This window comes from Bordetella genomosp. 9, from assembly GCF_002261425.1.
In the GTDB taxonomy this organism is placed as follows: domain Bacteria; phylum Pseudomonadota; class Gammaproteobacteria; order Burkholderiales; family Burkholderiaceae_B; genus Bordetella_C.
This window is the reverse complement of the sequence record NZ_NEVJ01000001.1, coordinates 78,357-104,056: the sequence shown is the minus strand read 5'-3', so window position 1 is coordinate 104,056 and position 25,700 is coordinate 78,357. Positions and strand designations below refer to the sequence as shown.

Genomic DNA, 25,700 nt, shown 5'->3' with positions numbered 1-25,700 from the left:
GGAACCCGCGATGCAGCTGATATCGGCGCTCATCACCGGCCTGAGCCTGGGCAGCATGTACGGCGTGGTGGCGCTGGGCTTCACCATGACCTACGCGGTATCGGGCACGGTGAATTTCGCGCAGGGCAGCTCGGTGATGCTGGGGGCGGTGCTGTGCTTCGCCTTCTCGCAATCCGCCGGCCTGCCGATGTGGCTGGCCGTGCTGCTGGCGCTGGCGATCTGCGCCGCGTACGGCATGGCGGTGGAAGCGCTGGCCGTGCGGCCGTTCGCCAGCAGGGGCTCCAACGCCTGGCTGATGTCCACGGTGGCGCTGGGCATCGTGCTCGACAACCTGGTCATGCATACCTTCGGCAAGGAACCGCGCAGCCTGCCTTCGCCCCTGGTGGGCCGGCAGATCGAGCTGGGCGGCATCGGGCTGGGGGTCTATGCGCTGCACCTCGTCATTCCGGCCATCGGCCTGGCCATGGCGGCCGCGCTGCACCTGGTGTCTCGCCGCACACGCTGGGGCAAGGCGGTACTCGCGGTGGCGCAGAACCGCGATGCCGCGCGCCTGATGGGCATTCCCATCCGCCGCACGATCACCGCGTCCTTCGCGCTCTCGACCTGCTTCGCCGGCATCGCCGGCATCCTGATCGCGCCGCTGTTCAACGTCAGCGCGGAAATGGGCACGCTGTTCGGCATCAAGGCATTCGCCGTCGCCATACTGGGCGGCATCGGCAGCGCCTGGGGCGTCATGGTGGCGGGCCTGCTGTTCGGCGTGGCCGAAGCGCTGATCGTCACCTACATCGGGTCCGGCTACACCCAGATCATTACCTTCGGCCTGGTCATCATCCTGCTGGCGATGCGGCCCGACGGCCTGCTCGGGCAGGCGGGAGTGCGCAAGGTATGAAGCGCGCCGCCATTCCCGGCGCCGTGCTGCTCACGGTGCTCTGCCTGGTGCTTGCCGCCACGCTGAACAGCTACTACGTGTTCGTCCTGGCCAACGTCGCGCTGATCGCCATCGTCGGCATCGGCCTGAACGTGCTGCTGGGCCTGACCGGCCAGGTGTCCTTCGGCCACGTCGGTTTCTATGCGCTGGGCGCGTACACCGTCGCGGTACTGACCACGCAGGCCGGCTGGAGCTTCTGGCCCGCGTGGATCGCCGGCGCGCTGCTGTCCGCCGCCGCGGGCGCGCTGCTGGCGCTGCCGGCGCTGCGCGTGAAAGGCCCTTACCTGGCGATGATCACCATCGCCTTCAGCTTCATCGTGCAGCACGCGATTGTCGAAATGCCGGCAATCACGGGCGGCCAGAACGGCATCATGGGCATACCGCCGCTGGTGCTGGGCGGCTTCGCGCCGGAGCAGTCGGTGGCGATGGTGGCCATCGTCGCGGTGCTGCTGCTGCTGGGCGCCTACGCGACCCTGGCGGGCGGCAGCTGGGGCGCCGCCATGCGGGCCATCATGGACAGCGAGACCGCCGCCGAATCGATCGGGCTGAACCCGCTGGTCATCAAGACCGTGGCCTTCGCGGTGTCCGCCGCGCTGGCCGGCCTGGCGGGCGGCCTGTTCGCGCCGTTGTCGGGCTTCGTCACGCCGGACACCTTCAGCTTCATGCAATCCATCCTGTTCGTGCTGGTGGTCGTCATCGGCGGCGCCGGCACGGTGGCCGGCCCCATCGCCGGGGCCATCATCGTCGGCATCCTGCCGGAACTGCTGGCGTCGCTGGAGTCGTATCGCCTGCTGTTCTTCGGCGCCCTGCTGCTGGTCGTCCTGTGGCTGGCGCCGGAAGGCATCGCCGGCCTGGCGGGCCGCTGGCTGCGCCCGCGCCGTCACGCGCATGCCGACGACGGCGACACCGCGGACGACGCCGGCGGCGCGCCGCTCCTGCGGGCACGTCCGCGCCGCGTCCTGCGCGCGCAAGCCCTGGGTATGACCTTCGGCGGCGTGCGGGCGGTCAGCGGGCTGGACGTGGACGTGGCGCCCGCCCAGGTGACGTCGCTGATCGGTCCCAACGGCGCCGGCAAGACCACCGCGCTGAACATGCTGAGCGGCTTCTATGTGCCCAGCACCGGCCGCATCACGCTGGACGGCAGCGAACTCCAGGGCCTGCCCGCGTTCCGCATCGCCCGCCGCGGCGTGTCCCGCACCTACCAGACATCGCAGCTGTTCGGCAGCCTGAGCGTGCTGCGCAACGTGACGCTGGCGATGGCGCGCGGCCGGCTCGGCGGCCTGCTGTCCGGCGGCGCGCATGCCGACGCCGCGCGGCGCCGCCAGGCCCGCGCGCTGCTGGCGTTCTGCGGTTATCGCGGCGATCCGGACGCGCCCGCCGCCGGCCTGGCCCACGTGGATCGGCGCCTGGTGGAAATCGCCCGCGCCCTGGCGATGGATCCCGACGTGCTGCTGCTGGACGAACCGGCCGCCGGCCTCAGCCGCGAAGACAAGGAAGACCTGGCCGCGCTGCTGCGGCGCATCGCGGATGCGGGTCCCAGCGTCGTGGTGGTCGAGCACGACATGGCGCTGGTGATGGGCATTTCCGATCGCATCGTGGTGCTGGATGCCGGCCGCCGCCTGGCGCTGGGCACGCCCGCGCAGATCCAGGCCGACCCGGCGGTGCGCCAGGCCTATCTGGGCGAGCAGGCGCAGCAGGCCGGCGCCGCCTCGTCGACGGCCGACACGTCGCCGCGCATCGGCGGCCATGAGGTATTGGGCATCGGCGAACTGGTCGCGGGCTACGGCGCGGATCCCGTGCTGCACGGCATCGACCTGCAGGTCCGCGAAGGCGAGATGGTGGCGCTGCTGGGCGCCAACGGCGCCGGCAAATCCACCTTGATGCGCACGCTGGCCGGCCTGCATCGCGCCAGCGCGGGCGGCCTGCATTTCGAGGGGCGGCCGCTGAACACGCTGGACGCCGAAGCGATCGTCAAGCTGGGCGTCGTGCTGGTGCCGGAGGGCCGGCAGGTCTTTCCGGACCTGTCCGTGCTGGACAACATACGGCTGGGCGCCTTCCTGCATCCGCGCGACAGCGAAGCGCGCGTGCAGGAAATGCTGGACCGCTTCCCGCGCCTGCGCGAACGGCTGGGGCAACGCGCCGGCCTGCTGTCCGGCGGCGAACAGCAGATGCTGGCGCTGGCGCGCGGCCTGATGGCGCGGCCGCGCCTGCTGCTGCTGGACGAGCCGTCGCTGGGCCTGGCGCCCAAGATCATCGCCGAACTGTTCGACTCCCTGGACGCGCTGCGACGCGAACGCATGACGCTGCTGCTGGTGGACCAGATGGCCGGCCTGGCCCTGTCGCTGGCCGACCGCGCCTATGTCATGGAAGGCGGTCGCATCGTGGCTCAGGGCAGCGCCGCGGACATCGCGGCCAACGAGATGCTCGCGCGCGCCTACCTGGGCGCCGCCGCCAACTGAACCACGAGGACCACGCCACATGAACGACCTGCGAGGCAAGCGTATCGCCGTACTCGGCGGCAGCACCGGCATCGGCCTGGCCACCGCCATGCTGGCGGCGGCCGCGGATGCCCACGTCCTGATCGCCGGCCGCTCGGCCGACAAATTGGCGGACGCGCGGACCCAGCATCCGGCCATCGCGGAAAGCGCCGCGCTGGACCTGACCGATGCGGCGGCGGTGGCGCGGTTCTTTGCCAGCCACGACGACTGGGACCACGTGGTGGTCTGCGGATCGCAGACGCGCACCGGGCCTGTCCGCGATACCGGCGATACGGGTGGCGCGGCCGGCCTGCCGCTGGACGACGCCTACGAGGCGATGCGCAGCAAATTCTGGAGCGCCTACCACGCCGCGCGCGCCTGCCGCATCCGCCGCGGCGGTTCGCTGACCCTGGTATCGGGCGTCTTCAGCGTGCGCCCCGATCGCAATGCCGTGCTGCAGGGCGCCATCAACGCCGCGCTGGAAGGCCTGATGCGTGGCCTGGCGCTGGAAATGGCGCCGATACGCGTCAACGCGATCTCGCCCAGCGTCACCGACACGCCCCTGTGGAACAAGCTCGACGAGGCGCAACGCCGGCGCAAGTTCGAATCCTATGCCGCCCACGTCCCGCTCGGACACGTGGCCCAGCCCGACGCGGTGGCGCGCGCCATCCTGGCCGTGGCGGGCAATCCCGCCATCACGGGCTCGACGCTGCTGGTGGACTGCGGCGATGCCATCGCTTGAAACCGTCGCCCTCCCTGCCCGGACCCTACATCCCCTGGAGCCGTCTCCCATGAAGAAGCTTCTGCACGTCCCCGTCATCGACATTTCCCGTTTCGCGTCCGGCAGCGACGCCGACAAGCAGGCCATCGCCCGGTCCGTCGACCAGGCCTGCCGCGACATCGGTTTCCTGATCATCTCCGGCCACGGCATCGATGCCGGATTGATGGACCGCATGCGCGACGTGTCGCGGCGCTTCTTCGACCTGCCGCTGGCCCGCAAGATGGAGGTCGTGCGTCCCGGCATGGACGTCGCGCGCGGCTACATCGGCATGGAAGACGAATCGGTGGGCCGTTCGCGCGACGCCAGCGCCAAGGCCGGCGATCTCAACGAAAGCCTGATGATCGGCCCGGTCGACATGCCCGACGCCGGCTACGCGCACGCGCCCGCCGCCGGCAAGCATTTCGCGCCCAACATCTGGCCCGACGAACCCGCCGACTTGCGCGCGACCTGGACCGAGTACTACCGCGCCATGGGCGACCTGGCGCGCACGCTCATGCGGATCTTCGCGATGGCGCTGGAGCTGGACGAGCATTACTTCGACGACAAGGTCGACCGCCACATCAGCCGCCTGCGGCTGCGCAACTATCCCGCGCAGGACACGCCGCCGCAGCCCGGCCAGATCCGCGCCGGCGCGCACTCCGACTACGGCAGCCTGACCATCCTGGCCACCGAAGACCGTCCCGGCGGCCTGCAGGTGTTCAATGCGGAAGGCCAGTGGGTGGACGTGCCCATCGTGCCGGACTGCTTCATCATCAATATCGGCGACCTGATGGCGCGCTGGACCAACGACCGCTGGGTGTCGACCCTGCACCGCGTGGTCAATCCGCCGCTCGACGCCAAGGCGGAAAGCCGCCGCCAGTCGATCGTGTTCTTCCACAATCCCAATTACGACGCGCGCATCGAATGCCTGCCGACCTGCGCGCGGCCCGACGTGCCGGCCAAGTATCCGCCCACGACGTCCGGCGAACATCTGCGCGCCATGTTCGTGGCGACGCAGAACGCCACGATGTAAGCGGGCGCCGACGCGCGGCACGCCCGGGCGCCGCCACGCGCCCGAGAAAAATGGCATGGGTATTGCTTATGCCTGGATGCCGTTTTTTCGCACGTCGCCGTGCCCCCCATTGCGTCCGCCGGCGGCGGACGCGCCCTATCTGGAAAGACCCACGCATGCATAAATCGACATCCGCACCCTCGCCCCGGCAGCTGGCCTACCGCCTGCTGGGCATGCTGGCCCTGACGCTGGGCCTGCTCGCCGCGCACATCGGCGCCGCGCGCGCCGCCTACCCCGACCACGCCATCCAGGTCATCATCTCCTTCCCGCCGGCCGGGGCCACGGATGTGCTGGCGCGGGCCATCGGCCAGAAGCTGTCCGCCGAGCTCAAGCAATCGGTCATCGTCGAAAACCGGCCCGGCGCCGGCGGCGCCATCGGTATCCAGGCCGCCGCCAAGGCGCCCGCCGACGGCTATACGCTGTACTTCGCCGCCGTGACCAACGTGGCGGTCGCCGCCGCGCTATACCCGAACTGGCCGGCCGACCTGAACAAGGACTTCAAGCCCATCGCCGGCGTCGGCATCGTGCCGCACATCCTGGTCGTGCCCGAAACCTTGCCCGTGAACAATGTGGGCGAACTGGTGTCCTACCTGAAGGCCAAGCCCGGTCAATACAACTTCGCCTCCCAGGGCACCGGCACGCTGTCGCACCTGGAAGCCGAATTGTTCGCACTGAAGACCGGCGTCAAGGTCACGCACATCCCCTACAAGGGCAGCGGCCAGGCCCTGCCGGAGCTGGCCTCCGGTTCGTCCAGCTTCATGTTCGACAGCATCCCCGGGTCCATGCCGCTGATCCAGGCCAAGAAGCTGAAGGTCCTGGCGGTCGCCTCCGGCTCGCGCGTGGGCCTGCTGCCCGACGTACCCACCATGAAGGAAGCCGGCATCGCCGGCGTGCAGGCCGACAACTTCTTCGGCTTCGTCGCGCCCAAGGGCACCCCCCAGGCGGCCATCGACACCTTCGGGCAGGCGCTGCAGAAAGTGCTGGCCATGCCGGAACTGAAGGCCGCCATGGTGGCGCAGGGCGCCGAACTGGTCTACACGCCCGCCGCGCCGTTCGCCGACGCGGTCGCCAAGGAGCACAAGACCTGGGCGGACGTGGTCAAGGAAGCGAACATCTCCATCCAGTGACGCGGCTATGCGCGCGGGCGGATCGGCGCTATAAGCATGGCTTCCTTCCCAAACAGCAGGCGCTTCCCGATGACGACGTTCGGCCCCGAGTTCTGGTCCTTTCCCTACACCTCGCAGCGCATGCCGGTCCTGGCGGAAAACGTCGTCAGCACCTCGCAGCCCCTGGCGGCCAGCGCCGGCCTGAGCATGCTGATGCGTGGCGGCAATGCCATGGACGCCGCGCTGGCGACGGCGATCGCCCTGACCGTCGTCGAACCCTGCATGAACGGCATCGGCGGCGACGCCTTCGCCATCATCTGGGACGGCAAGGCACTGCACGGCCTGAACGCCAGCGGCCGCGCGCCGGCCGCGTGGACGCCGGACCGGTTCGCGCATCTGGACAGCATGCCTTTCCGCGGCTGGGACGCGGTCACCGTGCCGGGCACGGTATCGGCCTGGCGCGCCGCCAGCGAGCGCTTCGGTGCGCTGCCCTTCGAAGACCTGTTCGAGCCGGCCATCCGCCTGGCGCGCGACGGCTACCTGGTCTCGCCCACCGTGCAGCGGCAATGGCAGGCGCAGGTGCCGGGGCTGATCTCCCAGCCCGGCTATGCCGAATCCTTCGCGCCGCATGGCCGCGCGCCGTTGCCGGGCGAACGCTTCTCCTGCCCCGGACAGGCGGAAACGCTGGAGAAAATCGCCCGTACCAAGGGTGAAGCCTTCTATCGCGGCGAACTGGCGGCGGCGATCGCCGCGCACGCCCGCAACACCGGCGGCAGCATCACCGAAGCCGATCTCGCGGCCCATCGCGCCGATTGGGTCGAACCCATTCGCATGAAGTACCGCGACGTCGAGCTCGTGGAAATCGGCCCCAACGGCCAGGGCATAGGCGCGCTGATGGCGCTCGGCATGCTCGACACCCTGGACCTGGGTTCGCTGCCGGTGGATTCCGCCGCCAGCGTGCACCTGCAGCTGGAAGCCATCAAGCTGGCATTCGCGGATATGTACGCCCACGTGGGCGACCCCGCGTCCATGACGGAGGTCACCGCCGCGCACCTGCTCGATCGCGATTACCTGGCGCAGCGCGCCCGCGCCATCGACCCGCGCCGTGCCTCCTATCCCGGCCACGGCAACCCGCATGGCGGCGGCACCGTCTACCTGACCGCCGCCGACCGCAACGGCATGATGGTGTCGTTCATCCAATCGAATTTCAAGGGCTTCGGCTCCGGCGTCGTGGTGCCCGGCACGGGCATCGCCCTGCACAACCGCGGCTGGGGCTTCAGCACGCGCGCCGGCCATCCCAACCAGGTCGGGCCCGGCAAGCGTCCCTTCCACACCATCATTCCCGGCTTCGTCATGCGCGGCGACCAACCGCTGATGACCCTGGGCCTGATGGGCGGCTCCATGCAGGCGCAGGGACACGCCCAGGTGCTCTGCCGCCTGGCCGACTACGGCCAGAACCCGCAGGCCGCCAGCGACGCGCCGCGCTTCCGCGTCAAGGACGACAACCGCGGCGTGGCGATGGAATGGAACACGCCCGCCGAGACCCTGCAGGGGCTGAAGGACCTGGGCCACGACATCACCCAATCGCCGCGCTTCGACACGGAATTCGGCTGCGCGCAGATGGCGCTGCGGCTGGAGAGCGGCGGCTACCTCGCGGCGTCGGACCATCGCAAGGACGGGTACGCGGTGGGGTGGTAATACCCCGCGCGCCGCTCATATCCGCGCCAGGGTCTCCGCCAGCAAGGCGATCCCCGGCTCGATACGCTCCGCGCCGATGGCGGTAAAGCCCAGGCGAAAGTGACGATCGGGCGGCTCGGCGTCGAAAAAATTCGGGAAGCCCGGTTCGATCAGCACGCTGCGCCGCGCCGCCGCCCATGCCAGCTTCTGCGTGCTGGTGGCAGCGGGGGCGTCCAGCCATAGCGCCCCGGCGCCGTTCGCCTCGTTATAGCGGCAATCCGGCAGATGGCGATCGATGGCCGCGCACAGGCGCTCGTGCTTGCGGGCATGTTCGCCACGGTAGCGCCGCAGGTGCGCGTCGTAGTCGCCATGCGCCAGGAACCGCGCCAGCAGGCGCTGGTTGTTCAGCGGCACATGCCGGCAGATCAGCCGCCGCAGCGCGCGCAGCTCGCCGATCAGCTCCTCGTCGGCCACCATATAGCCCAGCCGCAATCCGGGCGCCAGGCTCTTGGAAAAGCTGCTCAGGTAGATCACGCGCCCGTGGCGGTCGCTGGCCTTCAGGGCGGGCGGCGGATGTCTCGTCAGGTCCAGGTCCGCTTCGTAGTCGTCCTCGATCAGCACCTGGTCGTGGCGCATCGCCTGGCGCCACAACGCATCGCGCCGCGCGGCGCTCATGGTGACGCCGGTCGGCACCTGGTGGCTGGGCGTGACGTAGATGTAGTCGCAGCGCGCCAGATCGTCGTCGAGCACGATACCCTGGTCGTCCACCGCATGCAGGGAGACCTCAGCGTCCTGGATCTCGAACACATTCCATGCGTCGCGGAACCCCGGGTTCTCGATACCGACGCGCACATCCGGCCCCAGCAGCAGCGTGGCCAGCAGGTACAGCGCGTTCTGCGATCCCAGCGTCACCAGGATTTCCCCGGGCGCGGCGTGGATGCCGCGTCTCGGCAGCACGCGCGTGCGCAGTTGCGCGATCAGCTCCGGATCGTCCTGGTCGACGGCGTCGTTGAGCCAGGCGGAACGATGCGCGGCGCCCAGGATATCGCGGCTGGCGCGCCGCCACGCGGCGATCGGGAACCGCTGGGTATCGGCTTGCCCGTAGGCGAAGGGATAAACATAGTCGCGCCAGTTGCTGGGCCGCAGAACGCCCTGGCGCACCTGCGAAGCGAGCCGCAGCCGCCGGCCCCACGACGGTGCATGATCGCCGGTATCGCCGCAATCTGGTGCGGCGGGCGCCTGCGCCGGACGCGTTTCGCACGCCAAGGCGCCTTCCGCCCGATAGTCAGGGTGCAGGTAGTAGCCGCTACGGGGCCGGCTTTGCAGGAAGCCCTTTTCCACCAGGCTGTCGTACACCAGCGCCACCGTATTGCGAGACATGCCTATCTGGCGGCCCAGGTCACGGCAGGAGGGCAAGGGCGCGTCGCTCGGGAAGACGCCGTCCAGGATGGCGGCGACCAGCGCCTCGCGCAGTTGGTCCTGCAAGCCGCGCGCGTGCTGAAGCTCCAGATGAAAGTAACGGGCGCCCATGGGCACCTCCGCGGGTGCGTGACACACGGTGCATCAAGCAATATCCGCGCCAATTCTGGCCGCCGGGGCAACTGGCCAGCCGATTGTGCCGATCTGTCCTATGGACCGGCCCATCCCTGCCCCTAAGATGGTCCTGCCGGCGGCGCGTCCACACCACGCCGCGAACTCGCCAGGCACGGACGATCCAACGACGACAAGGGGAGTTTCATGCGTATCAAGACAGACGCGGCGGCTACGGCCGCCACCGTGAGCGGCACGGGCCGCCGCTCGACGGGCAGGACATTCTTCGCGGTCGCGGCCTGCCTGCTGGCCGCGTCGCTGACGGTGCAGGCCGCCGACCTGGCGGAAATCGAAAAGCGCGGCACGATGAAAGTCGCCACCGAGGACGACTACGCGCCCTTCAACTACATCGTCGACGGCAAGCCCACCGGCTTCCACGCCGATATGCTCGAGGACCTGCGCAAGTACGCGAAATTCAAGGTGCAGCAGGACATCCTGCCGTGGACCGGCCTGCTGGCCGCGGTCTCGGCGGGCCAGTACGACGTCGCGTTCACCGGCGCCCTGGTCACGGACGATCGCCTGAAGACCTTCGACTTCACGCCGCCGTTCGCCTCCGCGCAGCACTACTACGTCAAGCGGGCCGGCGACGGCCGCCTGGGTGACATCCCCACGCTGAGCGGCAAGACCGTGGGCGTGCAGGCAGGCAGCGCGTTGCTGGCGCGACTGCCCGAGCTGGAGAAGATGCTGGCCAAGTCGGGCGGCAAGCTGGGTGAAGTCGTCCAGTACCAGTCGTATCCGGAGGCCTATGCCGATCTGGCGAACGGCAGGCTGGACTACGTCGTCAACGCGGTCATATCGGTCAACGACCTCGTCAAGGCGCGTCCGAAGGTCTTCGCCAAGGGCGTCGCGGTCTCCGGCAACGGCTTCGCCGCCTGGCCCATTCCCAAGGGCAACCCGGCACTGCTCAAGTTCATGACCGGTTTCATGGACCACGAACGCCAGAGCGGCCGCCTGGCCGAGTTGCAGAAGAAATGGTTCGGCGAGTCTTTCCCCGATCTGCCGACCGTGCCCATCACCAGCGTCGACCAGTTCCACAAGCTGGCGGGCATGGAATAAGCGGGCGGGACGCGACATGGACGCGCAAGCTTGGCGCATGCTGCTGGAGGGTGCCTGGGTCACCGCCTGGGTCTCCTCCGTATCCATCGCGATAGGCGTGGTGCTCGGACTCGGGCTGGCGCTGCTGCGCATGGCCCGCATCCCCATCCTGGACCAGGTGCTGGCGATCTGGATCAGCCTGGCGCGCGCCACGCCGCTCGTGACGCTGGCCCTCTTCATCTTCCTGGGCGTGCCGTCGCTGGGTATCGGCATGAATCGCGAAACGGCGGCCATCGTCGCGCTGACCATCAACACATCGGCGTTCAACGCGGAAATCTGGCGCTCCGCTTTCGCCAGCTTTTCGCGCGAGCAGCGCGAAGCCGCGCTGGCCTGCGGCATGACGCCGGCCAGGATGTTCCGCCGCATCATGCTCCCGCAGATGGTGGTGGGCAGCATGCCGGGACTGGTGAACGAGATGTCCTCACTGGTGAAGAGCAGCCCGGCCGTCGCCATCATCGGACTCGTCGACTTGAGCCGCGTCACCAACCGCATCGCGGCGGTCACCTATGAACCGCTGCCGCCCATCCTTGCCGCGGGCGTGCTGTACATGCTGCTGATCGCCTTGCTCGTGAGGCTGCAGGCGGTGGCCGAGCGCCGCGCGGCGCGGCTGGCGATGTAGGAGGCCGCATGCATCCATGGCAAACGATATGGGACGCGCGCGACGTCTTCCTGGCCGGCTTCGGCAACACCTTGCTGCTGGCCGCGGTAGCAGCGGCCATCGCCTTCGTGATCGGCTGCGCGCTGGTATTCCTGCTGGACGGGCCTGACCGGGCCTGGCGCCGCGTGCTGCGCGCGCTGATCAACGGGCTGCGCATGCTGCCCTTCCTGATCTTCGTCTATCTGCTTTACTACGGGCTGCCGACGCTGGGGCCGCGCCTGCGCGCCTGGGATGCCGGCCTGATCGCGCTGGCGCTTTATCACGGCGCCTACATCGCCGAAATCCTGCGCGGGTCGCGGATCATCATGCCGCCGGGCTCGCTGGAGGCCGCGTATGCGCACGGCTACCGGCGCGGCAAGGCCTTCCTGCGCATCGTCCTGCCGCAACTGGTGATGCGCACGCGCGGCGTGCTGGGCAACCAGCTCATCCTGTGCCTGAAGGACACCTCGTTCCTCAGCATCATCACCGTGCCGGAACTGACCGCCGCCGCCAACTCCGTGCAGGCGCGCTACTTCATCCCGGTAGAATCGTTCATCGTGGCCGTCGGCCTGTATTGGCTGCTCGCCATCGCGATCGAGACACTGGTCCGCGCCATGCGCCGCCACGGTTTGCGCCGAGGATTCGAACATGAGTGAAATCCCCGCGGTATCCATACGCAATCTGTCCAAGAGCTTCGACGGCTACGAAGTCCTGCGCGACATCGAGCTGACGGTGCGCAAAGGCGAAGTCGTCAGCATCCTGGGCTCGTCCGGTTCCGGCAAGTCCACCCTGCTGCGTTGCGTGAACTGGCTGGAGCAGCCCGATCGCGGCGAAATACGCATCGCCGGCGCCCGCATGGGCGTCGACGACGCCACCGGGCGGCCGCTGCGCGCGCGCGAACTCGCCGCCATGCGCGCCCGCACCGGCATGGTGTTCCAGAGCTTCAACCTGTGGCCGCATCTGACGGTGCTGCACAACGTGATGGAAGTGCCGGTGCACGTCCAGGGCGTCCCCAAAACGATCGCGCGCGAACGCGCGCTGGCCTTGCTGGCGAAGGTCGGCATGGCGGAAAAGGCCGGCCAGTATCCGCACACCCTGTCCGGCGGACAGAAGCAGCGCGTGGCGATCGCGCGCGTGCTGGCCATCGAGCCGGAGGTCCTGCTGTTCGACGAACCGACGTCGGCGCTGGATCCCGAGCGTGTCGGCGAAGTGCTCAACGTCATGCGGGAACTGTCGACGGAGGGATACACGATGATGGTGGTCACGCACGAGATGGATTTCGCCCGCGCGGTATCGGATCAGGTGGTATTCCTGGAGCAAGGCAAGATCATCGAAAAAGGCGATCCCGAAAGCTTCTTCACCCGGCCGGCGAGCGAACGCGTGCGCCGCTTCCTCGAGCTGGACAAGGCGGGCGCGCCATGATGGCTGAACTGGCGATCGACGGGGGCTTGCGCTGCCCGTTCGACGCGGCGCGCGGCCTGCAGGAACAGCTGCGCGAAAGACTGCTGGACGCGATTTTCGATGGCTGCTTTCCCGCGCATGAGCCCATGCCGTCCAGCCGCCGGCTCAGCCAGGAGCTGGGCGTCTCGCGCAACACCGTCGTGCTGGTCTACGAGAAACTCGCGCAGGAAGGCTACCTGGCGGCGTCCAGCCGGCGCGGCTTCTACATCGATCCGGGCCGCCTGGGCGAAAGGCCGCATGCCGGCCTCGAACCCGATCCGCGACGCCTGTTCGGTTCCGGCGGCGAGCCGCCGGACTGGGAGGCCCGCCTGGCCCAGCATCCCTCGCGCCTGCACGCGATCGTCAAGCCCCGCAACTGGCGTGATTACCGTTATCCCTTCGTCTACGGTCAGGTGGAGTACGACGAAGTGACCGCGGCACGCTGGCGCGAGTGCGCCCGGCTGGCGGCCACGGGGCCGCACGCCCGCGTGTGGCTCGACGACCAGGTGGCGCAGGACGATCCCCTGTTGGTCGAACAGATCACGCAGCGCATCCTGCCGCGGCGCGGCATCAAGGCCGGCCCCGATCAATTGCTGGTGACCATCGGCACGCAGAACTCGCTATCCATGCTGGCGCAGTTGCTGGCCCGCAAGGGAATGCCGGTCGGCATGGAAGAACCGGGCTACGTGGACGCCCGCAATATCTTCACCCTGGCCGGATGCGCGCCGCGCCCGCTGGACGTCGACGCGCAGGGGCTGGTGGTGGACGATCGCCTGAAGGGCTGCGAGATCGTGTTCTGCACCCCGAGCCATCAGTCTCCCACGGGCGTGACCATGCCGCTGTACCGGCGCATCGACCTGCTGCAACGCGCGTCGCGCGACGATTTCCTGGTCATCGAGGACGACTACGAAAGCGAACAGAACATCCTGGGGCGCAACCATCCCGCGCTCAAGAGCCTGGACCATTCCGGCCGGGTCATCTACCTGGGCAGCCTGACCAAGAGCCTGCTGCCCGGCGTGCGGCTGGGTTTCGTCGTCGCCGATGCCGAGCTGATACGCGAACTGCGCGCACTGCGCCGCTACCAGTACCGGCATCCGCCGTCGAACAACCAACGCACGCTGGCCTTGTTCCTGAGCCTGGGTTATTTCGATGCCCACGCCCGGCGCCTGAGCGCGTCGCTGGCGCGCAAGTGGCGAACCATCAGCCAGGCGGTCACCACGCTCCTGCCGGCCGCGACCGCCAGCGGAACGTCGGGCGGCTCCGCGCTGTGGCTGCGCGGCCCGCAGGGCTTCGACGCATGGGCGCTGCAGCGGCTGGCCGCGCGGCGCGGCGTATTGATCGAGCCTGGGCATATCCATTTCCTGCGCGACCCGCGGCCGAGCGAATTCTTCCGCCTGGGCTATGCCGCGATGCCTCATGACGACATCGTCGGCGGCATCCATGCCCTGGCCCAGGCCTGGAACGAGATGGAACAGGCCGGATGACCGCTTCCCTGCTGGGCGCGGCCAGCGTCATCGTGCTGGTCGCCGGCATCGTGCGCGGCCTGACCGGGTTCGGCTTCGCGGCATTGGCCGTCGTTGCGCTGGCCTTCCTGCTGCCGGTGCGCGAAGCCGTGCCCGTGGTGCTATGCCTGGACATCTGCGCCAGCGCGGCGCTGCTGCCTGGCTGCTGGCGCCACGTCGATTGGGGCGTGACGCGGCCCCTGCTGCTGGCCGCGCTGTGCGGCGTGCCCATCGGGCTGCTGGGCCTGACGCGCATCGACGGCCAGGCGATGGCGCTCGGCGTCTATCTGCTGATCGGCGCGCTGGCCCTGATCGGCCTGGCCCGGTGGCGCCTGCCCGTCGGCGACGGCCCGTTGTCGGCCTGGCTCGTCGGCGGGGCCACGGGCGCGCTGCTGGCGGCATTCTCGGTGGGCGGTCCGTTGGTCGGCGCCTGGCTGACCCACGCCGGCACGCGCCCCGATCGCATGCGGGCGACGCTGGTGCTGTTCTTCGGGGCCGTCGATCTGGTCAGCGTGGCCGCCCTGGCGGCCACGGGCCACCTGGGCCCTGAAACCCCGTTGCGCGTCGCAGCCCTGCTGCCGTGCGCGTTCATAGGCTTGTGGATAGGCGAAAAGCTGTTCACCCGCGTCCCCGCGTCACGCGCCGTCACGCTCGCGCAGTGGCTGCTGCTGGTGCTGGCGCTGCTGGGACTCTATGGCACGCTGGCCGCGTAGGCGGTAGCCGCCTATCCTTGAAATAATCATCGTCGACGAAAAGGAAACCTGCATGGAACACGACAACCCGGCGGATACCGTATTCATCACGGGCGCCACGTCAGGCTTCGGCGCCGCGACCGCGCGGTGCTTCGCCGGCCGCGGCTGGAATGTGATCGCCGCCGGCCGCCGCGCCGACCGGCTCGACGCGCTGGCGGACGAGGTGGGACCACGGCTGCATCCGCTCGTCCTGGACATACGAGACCGACCCGGCATGGAGGCCGCGGTGGCCGCCTTGCCGGCCACGTTCGGACGCGTGCGCGCGCTGGTGAACAACGCGGGGCTGGCGCTGGGCACCACGCCGGCGCAGGCGTGCTCGCTGGACGACTGGGAAACGATGGTCGACACGAACATCAAGGGCCTGCTGTATGCCACGCGCCTGCTGTTGCCGCGCCTGATTGAATACGGCGCCGGCGCGGGCATCGTCAACCTGGGTTCCGTCGCGGGCAACTGGCCCTATCCGGGCAGTCATGTATACGGCGCCAGCAAGGCCTTCGTGCGGCAGTTCTCGCTCAACCTGCGCTGCGACCTGCTCGGCACCGGCGTGCGGGTGACGAATATCGAACCCGGCATGAGCGAAAGCGAATTCTCGCTGGTGCGCTTCGCGGGCGACCGCGACAAGTACGACGCCGTCTACCGAGGCGCGCAGCCGCTGCAGCCCGAGGATATCGCCGATACGGTGTACTGGGTGCTGAACCAGCCGGCACATATCAACATCAATAGCCTGGAAATCATGCCGGTGACCCAGGCCTGGAGCAACTTCGCGATACGCCGCGAGTGACGGCACTCCAGCAACGGTGATCGGGCGGCCAGGCCGCTCCGGTCACCGTCGCGGCGCGAGCCGTGCGTCGCTCAATCGGCGCGGATGCCTGCGACCTTGATGACCTTGGCGTAGGCCGCGGTATCCTGCGCGATGGTCTGCGCGAAGTGCGCCGACGTATCGCCCACCGGTATCGTTCCGGATTGCTGCAGCTTGTCGGCGACCTCCGGCTCGGCCAAGATGGCCGCGACATTCTGCTGCAGCTTCGCCACGATAGCGTCGGGCGTGCTGGCCGGCGCGACCAGCCCGTACCAGATGCTCGCTTCGAATCCCGGCAATCCGCTCTCCGACACGGTGGGAACGTCGGGAAACAACGGCAAGCGCTTCTCGGACGCGACCGCCAGCAGCTTCAGCTTGCCGCCGCGTATCGGACCCAGCGTGGGCGGAATGACCGTGAACATCATCTGCACCTGCCCGCCCATGAGGTCGGCCACGGCCGGCGCCGCGCCCTTGTAGGGTATCCCGAGAATATCCAGCTTCGCCTGCTGCTTGAACATCTCCGCCGCCAGATGCGACGCGCTGCCGTTGCCCGACGATCCGTACGTCAGCCTGCCGGGCTCGTGTCTGGCCAGGTCGATCAGCCCCGTCACGTCGCTGGCCGGCACCGAAGGATGGACCACCAGCACGTTGGGTGCCAGCCCCACGTTGGTGATCGGCTTGAAATCCTTGGCGAAGTCGAAGGGAAGATTGTCGTACAGCGACACATTGACGCAGTTATTGCTGCTGGCCATCAGCAGCGTATAGCCGTCGCCCGGCGCCGTGGCCACGGCCTGGGTGCCGATATTGGTGGCCGCGCCCGCACGGTTTTCCACGAGCACCGGAACGGACAGCCGCGTGGTCAGCCGGCTGGCCACCGTACGCGCCAGGAAGTCCGCGGCGCCGCCCGGCGCCCATGGGACCACGATCTTGATCGGCTTGTCCGGATAGTTGTCCGCGTAGGCATTGTCGAAGGCGCACAGCAGCATCGGCAACGTGCAAAGAAGGGTACGGAGTTTCATGAGTATCGATCCCGACTTGAATTTTCATGCGCTGTCCGCCACGGCGACGTTGTCGGGTGTGGCGAACAGCAATGCCATCGCTTCCTGTGGAAAGCGATCACACGCCTCCGGATCCCGCACCGGTTCCCCGTCTGGCAACGACCAGCAGTGACTGCCTCCCGACCATGTTGTTGTGGCGGCCTGCCGCCAGGCGGCGCAGCCGGGACGTCCGATCAATATGGTCCAGCGGACATCCTTGGTATGAAACTCGATATGGCTTACGCCATCGCCGGCGGACGCGGCGCGCGCCGCGTCTATCCCGCCGTCCAAACTTTCCAGCAGCGCGCACAGGTGCTTGAGCGCGGCCCCCGCGAGCCGCGGGTTGAAGGAACGGTCGATCAACCCCCGGCGCAGGAAGTAACCGCGATCGAAATCCACCAGGCCTTCGATGGCGACCTGCAGTTCGGGATGGCGCCGCTTCGCGACGGCGGCTTCCAGCGCCTGGCGGCAGGCCGCGGCGTCGTCCTCCTGCGCCAGCGCGGGATTGTCCGTACTCAGGCGCGCCAGCATGCCGCAGGCGATGCCGGTGCGCGCGGTAAAGCCGTCCAGCGTCTCTGCCAGCTGCAGCGGCGATTCGCTCATCCGCGCCCTGAACATGAGGCCGGCCTGCGTATCCGTCGGCAGGCATTCCCGCAGCAGGACGGCGGCTTCCTCGCATTCGGCGGCGATCCATCCGTGGAAGATCAGGTGACCGTACTGCAGTCCGTCGACCGCGGCATCGGCGGGACTGCGCAGCTTGCTGATCAGCAAGCGCGCGTGCGGCAGCGCCGCCGCCAGGCCGGCCAGGTCTGGCGCCAGGTCGCGCAAGCGCGCGGGCGCCACGACAAACTCCAGTACGGTGACCGCCTCGCCCAGCGTACGCAACAGCTCGTGCTGCGCGCTGCTCGGAATCGCGGTCAGCACCAGGTGCGCGCGCAGGCCGATACGGGCAAGTTCGAGAAAGCGGGCGCGCACCGTGTCGCGCATCAGGTCCGACAGCGGGATCCGCAAGGTGCCGATGCCCATATCGCACAGCGCGAACAGCGGATAGTCGTTACGCACGATCTTGTGGTCGAAGGCATCGAGCGCGCCGCTGGCCGGCACGGCGACATCTTCCGCCCAGGGATAGCCCGGATCCACCGCCAGTCCCCGCGCCGGCGCGGTCTTGATGTGCAGCGGCGTCCGGTCCGACAAGGTATCCGCCAGCGACACGCCCTCGTCCGGCGCCTGCGCGGGCAGGCGCACGAAGCGCGCGACGTGGCCCCGCTCGAAAACGTCGACGACGAAATAGCCCAGCTTGTCCACGTCCTGGCGGCCGCCTTCCGCGCCCGGCGGGGTGACGCGTTGCAGCTCCGAGTAGTCCTGCCGAACGAAGGCGGTGGACGGCAGCAGATAGAACTCGGTGTCGCCGTGCTGGTTGTACCAGAGGTTGTGCACGTGGCCGCAGAAAACCGCCTCGATGCCGTGGCGCTCGATCAGGGACAGCAACCAGGAGCGGGCCGGCTCGTCGAGATTGTCGTAGTGGCTGGGCTCGTGCGCGTCCCGCACGTGCGGCGGATAGTGCAGGGAAAGAAACTTGCGGTCGGGCGCGGCCGCCAGGGCCTGCTCGAACCAGGCGGCCTGCTCCTGCTCCTGCGGCAGCCCGGCGTTCAGCAGCGAGGTGTTCAGGACGAAGAAGTCGCAGTCCCCGTGCTGCCACGTGTACCACTGCCGTCCGAACTGCGCCTCGTACTTCGCCATGTACTTCGGGTTGATCTGCGCCACCGGCGCCATCGGCCAGGGCTTGTCGCCGATGTCGTGATTGCCTGGCGTCAGGTAGACGGGACAGTCGAACGCGCTTTCCAGTTCGCGGTAGTTGGCGCAGGCCTGATCGAAGCCCGGGTGCGACGGCATCGGATGCACGATGTCGCCGACGTGCAGGACGAATTCGGGCCGATAGCGCCGCGCCGCGGCGAATGCGATGCGCGCCCGGCCGTTCGCCAACCGGTTCAAGGGAAAGAAGGCTGCCGCCTTGTCCTCGGCCTGGTTGATATGCGTATCGGAGATAACGATGAATCGGAACAGCCGGTCGCCGGCGTGTGCGAGTGTGGTCTTCATGGATTCCATCGCGCCGGGCAGGCGCGTCGCGAAAAACAGGCCGCCGCGCGGTTCAGAGCACTTCGTCCTTCAGGTAATACCATCGATAGAGCAGCGCCTGGCCCAGGCGCCTGAAGGGCGCCAGCGGATGCGTGGGCAGCGCGCTGTCGTAGATGGGCAGCGAAAACGCGGGGTCCGCGCGGCCGGCGATGCGTTCCGCCATGCGCCGGCCGGCGTGGGCGGAGAAGCTCACTCCGTTGCCGCCGTAGCCCAGGGCATAGAACACGTTCTGGCCCGGATCGGGTTGGGCGATGCGGGGCATCATGTCATGGCTGACGTCCACCCATCCCCACCAGGAATAGTCGATATCGATGCCGCGCAAGGCCGGGAACTTGCGGTGCAGGCCGTCTATCAGCAGGCGCTCATGGCGCGGATGCCGCGCGTCCGCGCCGGTGATGGCGCTGCGGCTGCCGATCTGCACGCGGCGGTCGGGCAACAGGCGATAGTAGAAGCGCAGCGTGCGCGTGTCGGTGATGGCCTCATGCGTCAGGAAGTTGGTGCGCGCCAGCTCGTCGTCCGTCAGCGGACGCGTGACGATGCTGTTGGAAAGGATGGGATAGCAGCGGCCGCGCAGGCTGGGATGCAGGCTGCCGGCGGTGTACGCGCCGGTGGCGATCGCGACGGCGCGCGCGCGCACGACGCCGCCCGGCGTGCGCAACAGGTGCCGCTCGCCTTCGGTGCGCCAGCCGGTGACCGGGCTGGACGGATGCAGGGTCGCGCCATGCGCGCGCGCCATGCGTATGTAGCCGTAGGCAAGCTTCAGCGGATGCACGCTGATGCCGTCGGGCTCGTGCAGGGCGCCATGCGCGTCTTCGTCGCGCACGTAGTCGCGGTGCACTTCCTCCCGGGTGAGCATCCGCGTGTCGTAGCCGAAGCGGTCGCGCATGAGCGCGCCTTCGCTGCGCAGGAACGCCATTTTCTTGTCGCGGTGGGCGATGTAAAGATGCCCGCCGGGCTGGGCATCGCAATCGATCTGCGCCACCAGGCCGCGGAATGTGCCGAAGCCCTCGCGGATTTCCGCGTCGAGCCGGCGCGCGACATCCACGCCCCATCGTTCTATCCACTGCGACCGGTACAGCCGCCCGCTGGCATTCTGGCCCTGGCCGCCGTTGCGGCTGGTACATCCCCAGGCGACGCGATTGGCCTCCAGGACGGTGGCCTTGATGCCATGCTCCCTGGCCAGGAACAACGCCGTCGCCAGGCCGGTGAAGCCCGAACCGATGACGGCCACGTCGACGTCCCGATCGCCGTGGATGGGGCCATCGTCACCCGGCGGCTCGCCCGCGGATGCCACCCAGTAGGTCGGCGCGTAGTCCTGCCCCCGGCCCGGCCCCGTGGAAACGAGCGGGTCGTAGGTGGGGTCGTAGGCCTGGCGGCTCGTCGTATCCACAGACATATCCATCGCGGCCAAGCCCGTGTCAGGCGGCGGCGGGCGCCGTGCGGTTCTTGCGGAACACGTGCTTGACCAGGATCTTGCCGTCGCGGAACGTGAAGACGTCGACGCCGTCGACCTCGATGCGCGAGCCATCGGCCGCCGTGCCGGTGAACGTCCACTCGGACACGCCGCGATCGCCGCTCACCCAGTGACGGCCGTTCTCCCACTGGGCGTCGGGGACGGTTTCCCATGCCGAGGCGAAGGCCCTGGCCACCGCGTCCAGGCCAGCGTGCCGGGCGCCGCACGCCAGCGGGCCCGCGGCGGTCTCGAATACGCACGCTTCATGCATGAAAGACATCAATGCAGGCAGGTCGTGCCGATTCCAGGCCGCGCTGAAGGCCTCAAGCAGGGTGGTGTCGACGACGGATGCCATGGTGCGTGTCCTCTGATACGGGGTTTGAGGACACCTTACACGGCGCATCGCGCCGCCCATAGAGCCAGCGGTCCACGGCGATGGAGCCAGTGGGCCCGCGCGCCCTTAATGCGCCACGACCAGCGCCTCCACCCCCCGCACCGTATTGCGCTTGCGCCACCGCAGATCATCCAGGTCGACGATGCGCATGACCGGCAAGCGGTCCAGCAGGCTGCCCAGGCCGATCTGCAGCTCCATGGCCGCCAGCCGGGCGCCCAGGCAGTAGTGGATGCCGCCGCCGAACGACAGCAGCCGGTTGCCGGTCTCCTCGCGTTCGAGCAACAGGCGGTCGGGTTCGGCGAAGCGGGCGGGATCGCGGTTGGCGGCGCCCAGGCTCATGAACACGATGGATCCCTTGGGCAGCGCGATGCCGCCGGCTTCGGTGTCTTCCAGCGCGACGCGGGTCAGGAACTGCACCGAGCTGTCGTAGCGCATGCATTCGTTGATCGCCTTGGGCAGCAGCTCGGGCCGCTGGCCCAGCAGGCGCAGCTGGTCCGGATGCTGGTGCAGCGCGATCAGGGCGTTGCCTATCATGTTGGCCGTCGTCTCGTGGCCCGCCACGAACAGCAGGATCACGTTCGACACGACTTCCTCTTCGGTCAGGCCCTGGCCGTCCTCGCGCACCGACAGCAGCACGGAAACCAGGTCGTCGCCCGGCTGGCGGCGCCGCGCTTCCACGACGCCGCGGAAATACGCCTCCACATTCAGCATCGCGGCATTGACCTGCTCCAGCGCCGGGGCGCCCAGCGGCGCGGCCTCCAGGGCCTGCACCAGCTGGCCGACGTCGCGTTCCAGCATATCGGCGTCCTCGACCGGGATATCCAGCAGCCGGCAGATGATGCGCACGGGCAGGGGCTGGCTGTAGGCCGGCACCAGGTCGAACGCCTGGCCGCGCGGGAACGCGGCGATCAGTTCGTCCGCGACTTCCTGGCAGGCCTGGCGCAGGGCGTCCACCCGCCGGGCGTCGAAGGCCTTCATCAGCAGCGCGCGCAGGCGGGTGTGCGCCGGCGGGTTCATCATCAGGAACATGCGCGCCAGGCCCTGGAAGATCGGCTGCGACGGCCCGTCTTCGCCGTAACGGGCGCGGATGCTTTCCATATAGCCCTTGCCCATGCGCCGATCCACCAGCATGGCGTCGATCATGTCGTAATGGCCCGTCATCAGGATATGCGGCGCGAGCTTGAACAGCTTGCCGCGCGCGCGGATCTTTTCGTACAAGGGGTAAGGGTCCCGGTAGAACTCGGGGGTAGAGAGGTCCTGCAGATTCATGGCGGCTCCAACAACGCACGGCGATCACGGGGCGGCGGCCGGTCCCGGCCGCGCGTCCACGCGCTAGTTAACACGGACTTCATGCCGTTTATTCCATCGCCGGACCCCACACTTTCCTGAAAGAGGGACAAGCCGTAACCGCCGCGGCGGCGCCCCAGGCGGCGCGCGGGATGCCGGTGCTAGAATCTGTAACGACCCCCGCCCTGTATATGGACGCGGCGCGCGACCCGGCACGCGGCCACGCTGCCCCGCCGCGCCCACGGCGCGCCGCCAGCATGCCCGCGCGCGCCGCCCGCCGGACACGCCGCAGGGACCGGACAACATTTCCGCCATTCCACCGTTTGAGTGAGGTTCACGAGCAAATGTCTACCACGTCGAAGATCATCTACACGCTGACCGACGAAGCCCCGGCCCTGGCCACCTATTCGCTGCTGCCCATCGTCCAGGCTTACACCCGCTCGTCGGGCGTCGCCGTCGAAACCCGCGACATTTCCCTGTCCGGCCGCATCATCGCCGCCTTCCCTGAGCTGCTCACCGACGCCCAGAAGATCTCCGACGACCTGGCGGAACTCGGCCGCCTGGCGACCACGCCGGAAGCCAACATCATCAAGCTGCCCAACATCAGCGCCTCGATCCCGCAATTGAAGGCCGCGATCAAGGAACTGCAGCAGCAGGGCTACAAGCTGCCGGATTATCCGGACGAGCCCGCCAACGACAAGGACAAGGACGCCAAGGCGCGCTATGACAAGATCAAGGGCAGCGCCGTGAACCCCGTGCTGCGCGAAGGCAACTCCGATCGCCGCGCGCCGCTGTCCGTCAAGAACTACGCCCGCAAGCACCCGCACAAGATGGGCGCGTGGTCGGCCGACTCGAAGACCCACGTGTCCCACATGGACAGCGGCGACTTCTACGGCAGCGAAAAATCCGCGCTGATCGCCAATGCCGGCTCCGTGCGCATCGAACTGGCCACCGCCGACGGCGCCACCAAGGTGCTGAAGGAAAAGACCCCCGTCAAGGCCGGTGAAATCATCGACGCCGCGGTCCTCAGCAAGAACAAGCTGCGCGCCTTCCTGGAAGTCCAGGTCGAAGACGCCAAGAAGAAGGACGTGCTGTTCTCCGTTCACGTCAAGGCGACGATGATGAAGGTCTCCGACCCGATCATCTTCGGCCACGTGGTCTCGGTGTTCTACAAGGACGTGCTGACCAAGCACGCCGATACCCTCAAGCAGGTCGGCTTCGACCCCAACAACGGCATCGGCGACCTGTACGCCAAGATCGCCGGGCTGCCCGCCGACAAGCGCGCCGAAATCGAAGCCGACATGCAGGCCGAATACGCCAAGCGCCCGCGCCTGGCCATGGTGAACTCCGACAAGGGCATCACCAACCTGCACGTGCCCAGCGACGTCATCGTCGACGCCTCCATGCCCGCCATGATCCGCGAAGGCGGCAAGATGTGGGGTCCGGACGGCAAGGCCTACGACGCCAAGGCGGTGATTCCCGACCGCAGCTACGCCGACATCTACCAGGTGGTGATCGACGACTGCAAGAAGAACGGTCCCTTCGATCCGGTCACCATGGGCACCGTGCCCAATGTCGGCCTGATGGCGCAGGCGGCCGAGGAATACGGTTCGCACGACAAGACCTTCCAGATCCCGGCCAACGGCACCGTGCGCGTGGTCGACGAGTCGGGCAAGGTGCTGCTGGAGCAGCCGGTGGAAGCCGGCGACATCTGGCGCATGTGCCAGACCAAGGACGCGCCGGTGCAGGACTGGGTGAAGCTGGCCGTGAACCGCGCCCGCGCCACCGGCACGCCCGCGATCTTCTGGCTGGACAAGAACCGCGCCCACGACGCGCAGATCATCGCCAAGGTCGAGCGCTACCTGAAGGACCACGACACCTCGGGCCTGGACCTGCGCATCATGACGCCTTCCGAGGCGTGCAAGTTCTCCGTCGAGCGCATCCGCCAGGGCAAGGACACCATCTCCGTCACCGGCAACGTGCTGCGCGACTACCTGACCGACCTGTTCCCCATCATGGAACTGGGCACCAGCGCCAAGATGCTTTCCATCGTGCCGCTGATGGCCGGCGGCGGCCTGTTCGAAACCGGCGCGGGCGGTTCGGCGCCCAAGCACGTGCAGCAGTTCGTGGAAGAAGGCTTCCTGCGCTGGGACTCGCTGGGTGAATTCCTGGCCCTGGCCGCGTCGCTGGAACATCTGGCCGACGTCCACGGCAACACCGCCGCGCGCGTGCTGGCCAAGACGCTGGACGAAGCCACCGGCAAGTTCCTGGACAACGACAAGTCGCCCTCCCGCAAGGTAGGCGGCCTGGACAACCGCGGCAGCCACTTCTACCTGGCCTTGTACTGGGCCCAGGCCCTGGCCGCGCAGACGGAAGACAAGGCCCTGCAATCCAGGTTTGCCGGCATCGCCAAGACGCTGACGGACAACGAAGCCAAGATCGTGCAGGAACTGGCCGCGGCGCAAGGCAAGCCGCAGGATATCGGCGGCTACTACCGTCCGAATGCGGAAAAGACCAGCCAGGCCATGCGACCCAGCGCCACGCTGAACCGCGCGTTGAAGCAGCTGGAAGCGTAACGCCGGAAGCACAAGGTTCTTGCGCTTCCTCGGCAAAAAGCCGGCCCTTGGGGCCGGCTTTTTTTATCTCGGAAGCGGGGACGTCGGAGCTGGAACACGTCGCATCCAGGCGTTCGATCCGCCGCCGCGAACGATACCTAGGCACCTCTCCGCAAGCCAGCTGATAACTCAGGCTGGGAACCTGACGCCGATTATCGGCACCCATATTCCCTTGACAGAATATTCCATCAAGGGAATAATTTCAATGCGCTGGGAAGTCGAATACACGGACGAGTTCGAGGAATGGTGGTGCTCCTTGAAAGAGGGCGAACAGGATTCGTTGATCGCGAGCGTACGCTTACTGGAAACGTGCGGCCCCTCTCTGGGCTTCCCGCACAGTACGGCGATCAAGGGATCTAGACACGGCCGAATGCGTGAGCTCAGGACACAGCATTGCGGCCGGCCGTTACGGACGTTGTATGCCTTCGACACGCGGCGCTGCGCGATCTTGCTGATCGGCGGCGATAAAACAGGGGATGATCGGTGGTACGCCGAGCATATACCAATCGCGGATAGTCTCTACGACGATCACCTCCAGCAGCTTGTTAAAGAGGGGCTTATCGATGGCTAAGAAATTTTCTGAGCTGTACGCGAAGGTGCCGGCAGCGCGCCGCGCGCGCATAGAAGCAAAGACCCGGGCGATGCTAGCTGAGATGCCGCTCCAAGAGCTTCGCCAAGCCCGCGGTCTATCGCAGAAGATGCTCGCCGAGCTGCTGCACGTGCAGCAGCCCTCCATCGCCAAGTTGGAGAAGCGCACCGACATGTACATCTCCACGCTGCGGAGCCATATCGAGGCCATGGGAGGCGAGCTCGATGTGATCGCGCGTTTTCCCGATGGCTCGGTGAAGATAAGCAATTTCTCGGAGATCGACGAGAACGCCGCGGCCTGAGCCGTCGGCCGGCAACCGACAGCCTGCATCGGGCAGCCGGGATGAACCGGCAC

General features: G+C 68.0%; 22 protein-coding genes. 16 read left to right on the top strand and 6 right to left on the bottom strand.

Annotated elements, in window-relative coordinates; genetic code table 11:
• Positions 1–10: 10 nt before the first annotated feature.
• From CAL26_RS00490 to CAL26_RS00465, 6 genes are all read left to right on the top strand, one after another.
• Entirely contained in the window at positions 11–889 is an 879-nt protein-coding gene (locus CAL26_RS00490) for a branched-chain amino acid ABC transporter permease (RefSeq protein WP_094845014.1), read from the top strand.
• Positions 886–3,387, top strand: coding sequence for a branched-chain amino acid ABC transporter ATP-binding protein/permease (locus CAL26_RS00485; RefSeq protein ID WP_094845013.1), 2,502 nt, complete (start codon positions 886–888; stop codon positions 3,385–3,387). The genes CAL26_RS00490 and CAL26_RS00485 overlap by 4 nt, the downstream gene beginning before the upstream one ends.
• A 19-nt stretch (positions 3,388–3,406) precedes the next feature.
• Entirely contained in the window at positions 3,407–4,147 is a 741-nt protein-coding gene (locus CAL26_RS00480; RefSeq protein WP_094845012.1) for an SDR family oxidoreductase, read from the top strand.
• A 49-nt stretch (positions 4,148–4,196) separates the two neighbouring features.
• Positions 4,197–5,198 carry an isopenicillin N synthase family dioxygenase gene (locus CAL26_RS00475; RefSeq protein ID WP_094845011.1) on the top strand — a complete coding sequence of 334 codons (1,002 nt, stop codon included), beginning with the start codon at positions 4,197–4,199 and terminating at the stop codon, positions 5,196–5,198.
• A gap of 155 nt (positions 5,199–5,353) precedes the next feature.
• Positions 5,354–6,364, top strand: coding sequence for a Bug family tripartite tricarboxylate transporter substrate binding protein (locus CAL26_RS00470; protein WP_256987830.1), 1,011 nt, complete (start codon positions 5,354–5,356; stop codon positions 6,362–6,364).
• Positions 6,365–6,433: 69 nt separating this feature from the next.
• Complete coding sequence (locus CAL26_RS00465; protein ID WP_094845010.1) at positions 6,434–8,041, top strand: gamma-glutamyltransferase family protein; 1,608 nt, start codon at positions 6,434–6,436, stop codon at positions 8,039–8,041.
• 15 nt (positions 8,042–8,056) lie between these two features.
• Here CAL26_RS00465 and pdxR (CAL26_RS00460) read toward each other — a convergent pair whose 3' ends face one another.
• Complete coding sequence (gene pdxR, locus CAL26_RS00460) at positions 8,057–9,550, bottom strand: MocR-like pyridoxine biosynthesis transcription factor PdxR (RefSeq protein WP_094845009.1); 1,494 nt, start codon at positions 9,548–9,550, stop codon at positions 8,057–8,059.
• 207 nt (positions 9,551–9,757) lie between these two features.
• Here pdxR (CAL26_RS00460) and CAL26_RS00455 point away from each other — a divergent pair, with 207 nt between their 5' ends.
• The 7 genes from CAL26_RS00455 to CAL26_RS00425 are packed head-to-tail and all read left to right on the top strand — an operon-like array spanning position 9,758 to position 15,817.
• Positions 9,758–10,666, top strand: a complete 909-nt coding sequence (locus tag CAL26_RS00455; protein WP_094845008.1) for a transporter substrate-binding domain-containing protein — start codon at positions 9,758–9,760, stop codon at positions 10,664–10,666.
• A 16-nt stretch (positions 10,667–10,682) separates the two neighbouring features.
• Complete coding sequence (locus tag CAL26_RS00450; RefSeq protein WP_094845007.1) at positions 10,683–11,324, top strand: amino acid ABC transporter permease; 642 nt, start codon at positions 10,683–10,685, stop codon at positions 11,322–11,324.
• 8 nt (positions 11,325–11,332) lie between these two features.
• Positions 11,333–11,998 carry an amino acid ABC transporter permease gene (locus CAL26_RS00445; protein ID WP_094845006.1) on the top strand — a complete coding sequence of 222 codons (666 nt, stop codon included), beginning with the start codon at positions 11,333–11,335 and terminating at the stop codon, positions 11,996–11,998.
• On the top strand, positions 11,991–12,764 hold the full coding sequence (locus CAL26_RS00440; protein WP_094845005.1) for an amino acid ABC transporter ATP-binding protein: 774 nt from the start codon (positions 11,991–11,993) through the stop codon (positions 12,762–12,764). The genes CAL26_RS00445 and CAL26_RS00440 overlap by 8 nt, the downstream gene beginning before the upstream one ends.
• Positions 12,761–14,266, top strand: coding sequence for a MocR-like pyridoxine biosynthesis transcription factor PdxR (pdxR, locus tag CAL26_RS00435; RefSeq protein WP_218831486.1), 1,506 nt, complete (start codon positions 12,761–12,763; stop codon positions 14,264–14,266). Before CAL26_RS00440 ends, pdxR (CAL26_RS00435) begins: the two co-directional genes overlap by 4 nt.
• On the top strand, positions 14,263–14,997 hold the full coding sequence (locus tag CAL26_RS00430; protein ID WP_094845004.1) for a sulfite exporter TauE/SafE family protein: 735 nt from the start codon (positions 14,263–14,265) through the stop codon (positions 14,995–14,997). The genes pdxR (CAL26_RS00435) and CAL26_RS00430 overlap by 4 nt, the downstream gene beginning before the upstream one ends.
• Before the next feature lie 52 nt (positions 14,998–15,049).
• Positions 15,050–15,817, top strand: coding sequence for an SDR family oxidoreductase (locus CAL26_RS00425; protein ID WP_094845003.1), 768 nt, complete (start codon positions 15,050–15,052; stop codon positions 15,815–15,817).
• Between the two features lie 71 nt (positions 15,818–15,888).
• On the opposite strand, the gene CAL26_RS00420 is transcribed toward CAL26_RS00425, so the two are convergent.
• From CAL26_RS00420 to CAL26_RS00400, 5 genes are all read right to left on the bottom strand, one after another.
• Entirely contained in the window at positions 15,889–16,854 is a 966-nt protein-coding gene (locus CAL26_RS00420; protein ID WP_094845002.1) for a tripartite tricarboxylate transporter substrate binding protein, read from the bottom strand.
• 24 nt (positions 16,855–16,878) lie between these two features.
• Positions 16,879–18,969 (bottom strand): metallophosphoesterase, encoded by a 2,091-nt coding sequence (locus tag CAL26_RS00415; protein WP_179283192.1) that lies wholly within the window; start codon positions 18,967–18,969, stop codon positions 16,879–16,881.
• Positions 18,970–19,021: 52 nt separating this feature from the next.
• Positions 19,022–20,404: an NAD(P)/FAD-dependent oxidoreductase gene (locus tag CAL26_RS00410; RefSeq protein ID WP_256987827.1), complete on the bottom strand. Its 1,383-nt coding sequence runs from the start codon at positions 20,402–20,404 to the stop codon at positions 19,022–19,024.
• Between the two features lie 22 nt (positions 20,405–20,426).
• Positions 20,427–20,816, bottom strand: coding sequence for a nuclear transport factor 2 family protein (locus CAL26_RS00405; RefSeq protein ID WP_094844999.1), 390 nt, complete (start codon positions 20,814–20,816; stop codon positions 20,427–20,429).
• A 105-nt stretch (positions 20,817–20,921) separates the two neighbouring features.
• On the bottom strand, positions 20,922–22,124 hold the full coding sequence (locus CAL26_RS00400; protein WP_094844998.1) for a cytochrome P450: 1,203 nt from the start codon (positions 22,122–22,124) through the stop codon (positions 20,922–20,924).
• A gap of 362 nt (positions 22,125–22,486) precedes the next feature.
• Between CAL26_RS00400 and CAL26_RS00395 the strand changes: the two genes are divergently transcribed.
• The 3 genes from CAL26_RS00395 to CAL26_RS00385 all read left to right on the top strand — a co-directional run bounded on the left by CAL26_RS00395 (position 22,487) and on the right by CAL26_RS00385 (position 25,647).
• Positions 22,487–24,718 (top strand): NADP-dependent isocitrate dehydrogenase, encoded by a 2,232-nt coding sequence (locus CAL26_RS00395; protein WP_094844997.1) that lies wholly within the window; start codon positions 22,487–22,489, stop codon positions 24,716–24,718.
• Between the two features lie 244 nt (positions 24,719–24,962).
• Positions 24,963–25,328 carry a type II toxin-antitoxin system RelE/ParE family toxin gene (locus tag CAL26_RS00390; RefSeq protein ID WP_094844996.1) on the top strand — a complete coding sequence of 122 codons (366 nt, stop codon included), beginning with the start codon at positions 24,963–24,965 and terminating at the stop codon, positions 25,326–25,328.
• Positions 25,321–25,647: an XRE family transcriptional regulator gene (locus CAL26_RS00385; protein WP_094844995.1), complete on the top strand. Its 327-nt coding sequence runs from the start codon at positions 25,321–25,323 to the stop codon at positions 25,645–25,647. Before CAL26_RS00390 ends, CAL26_RS00385 begins: the two co-directional genes overlap by 8 nt.
• Positions 25,648–25,700 lie beyond the last annotated feature (53 nt).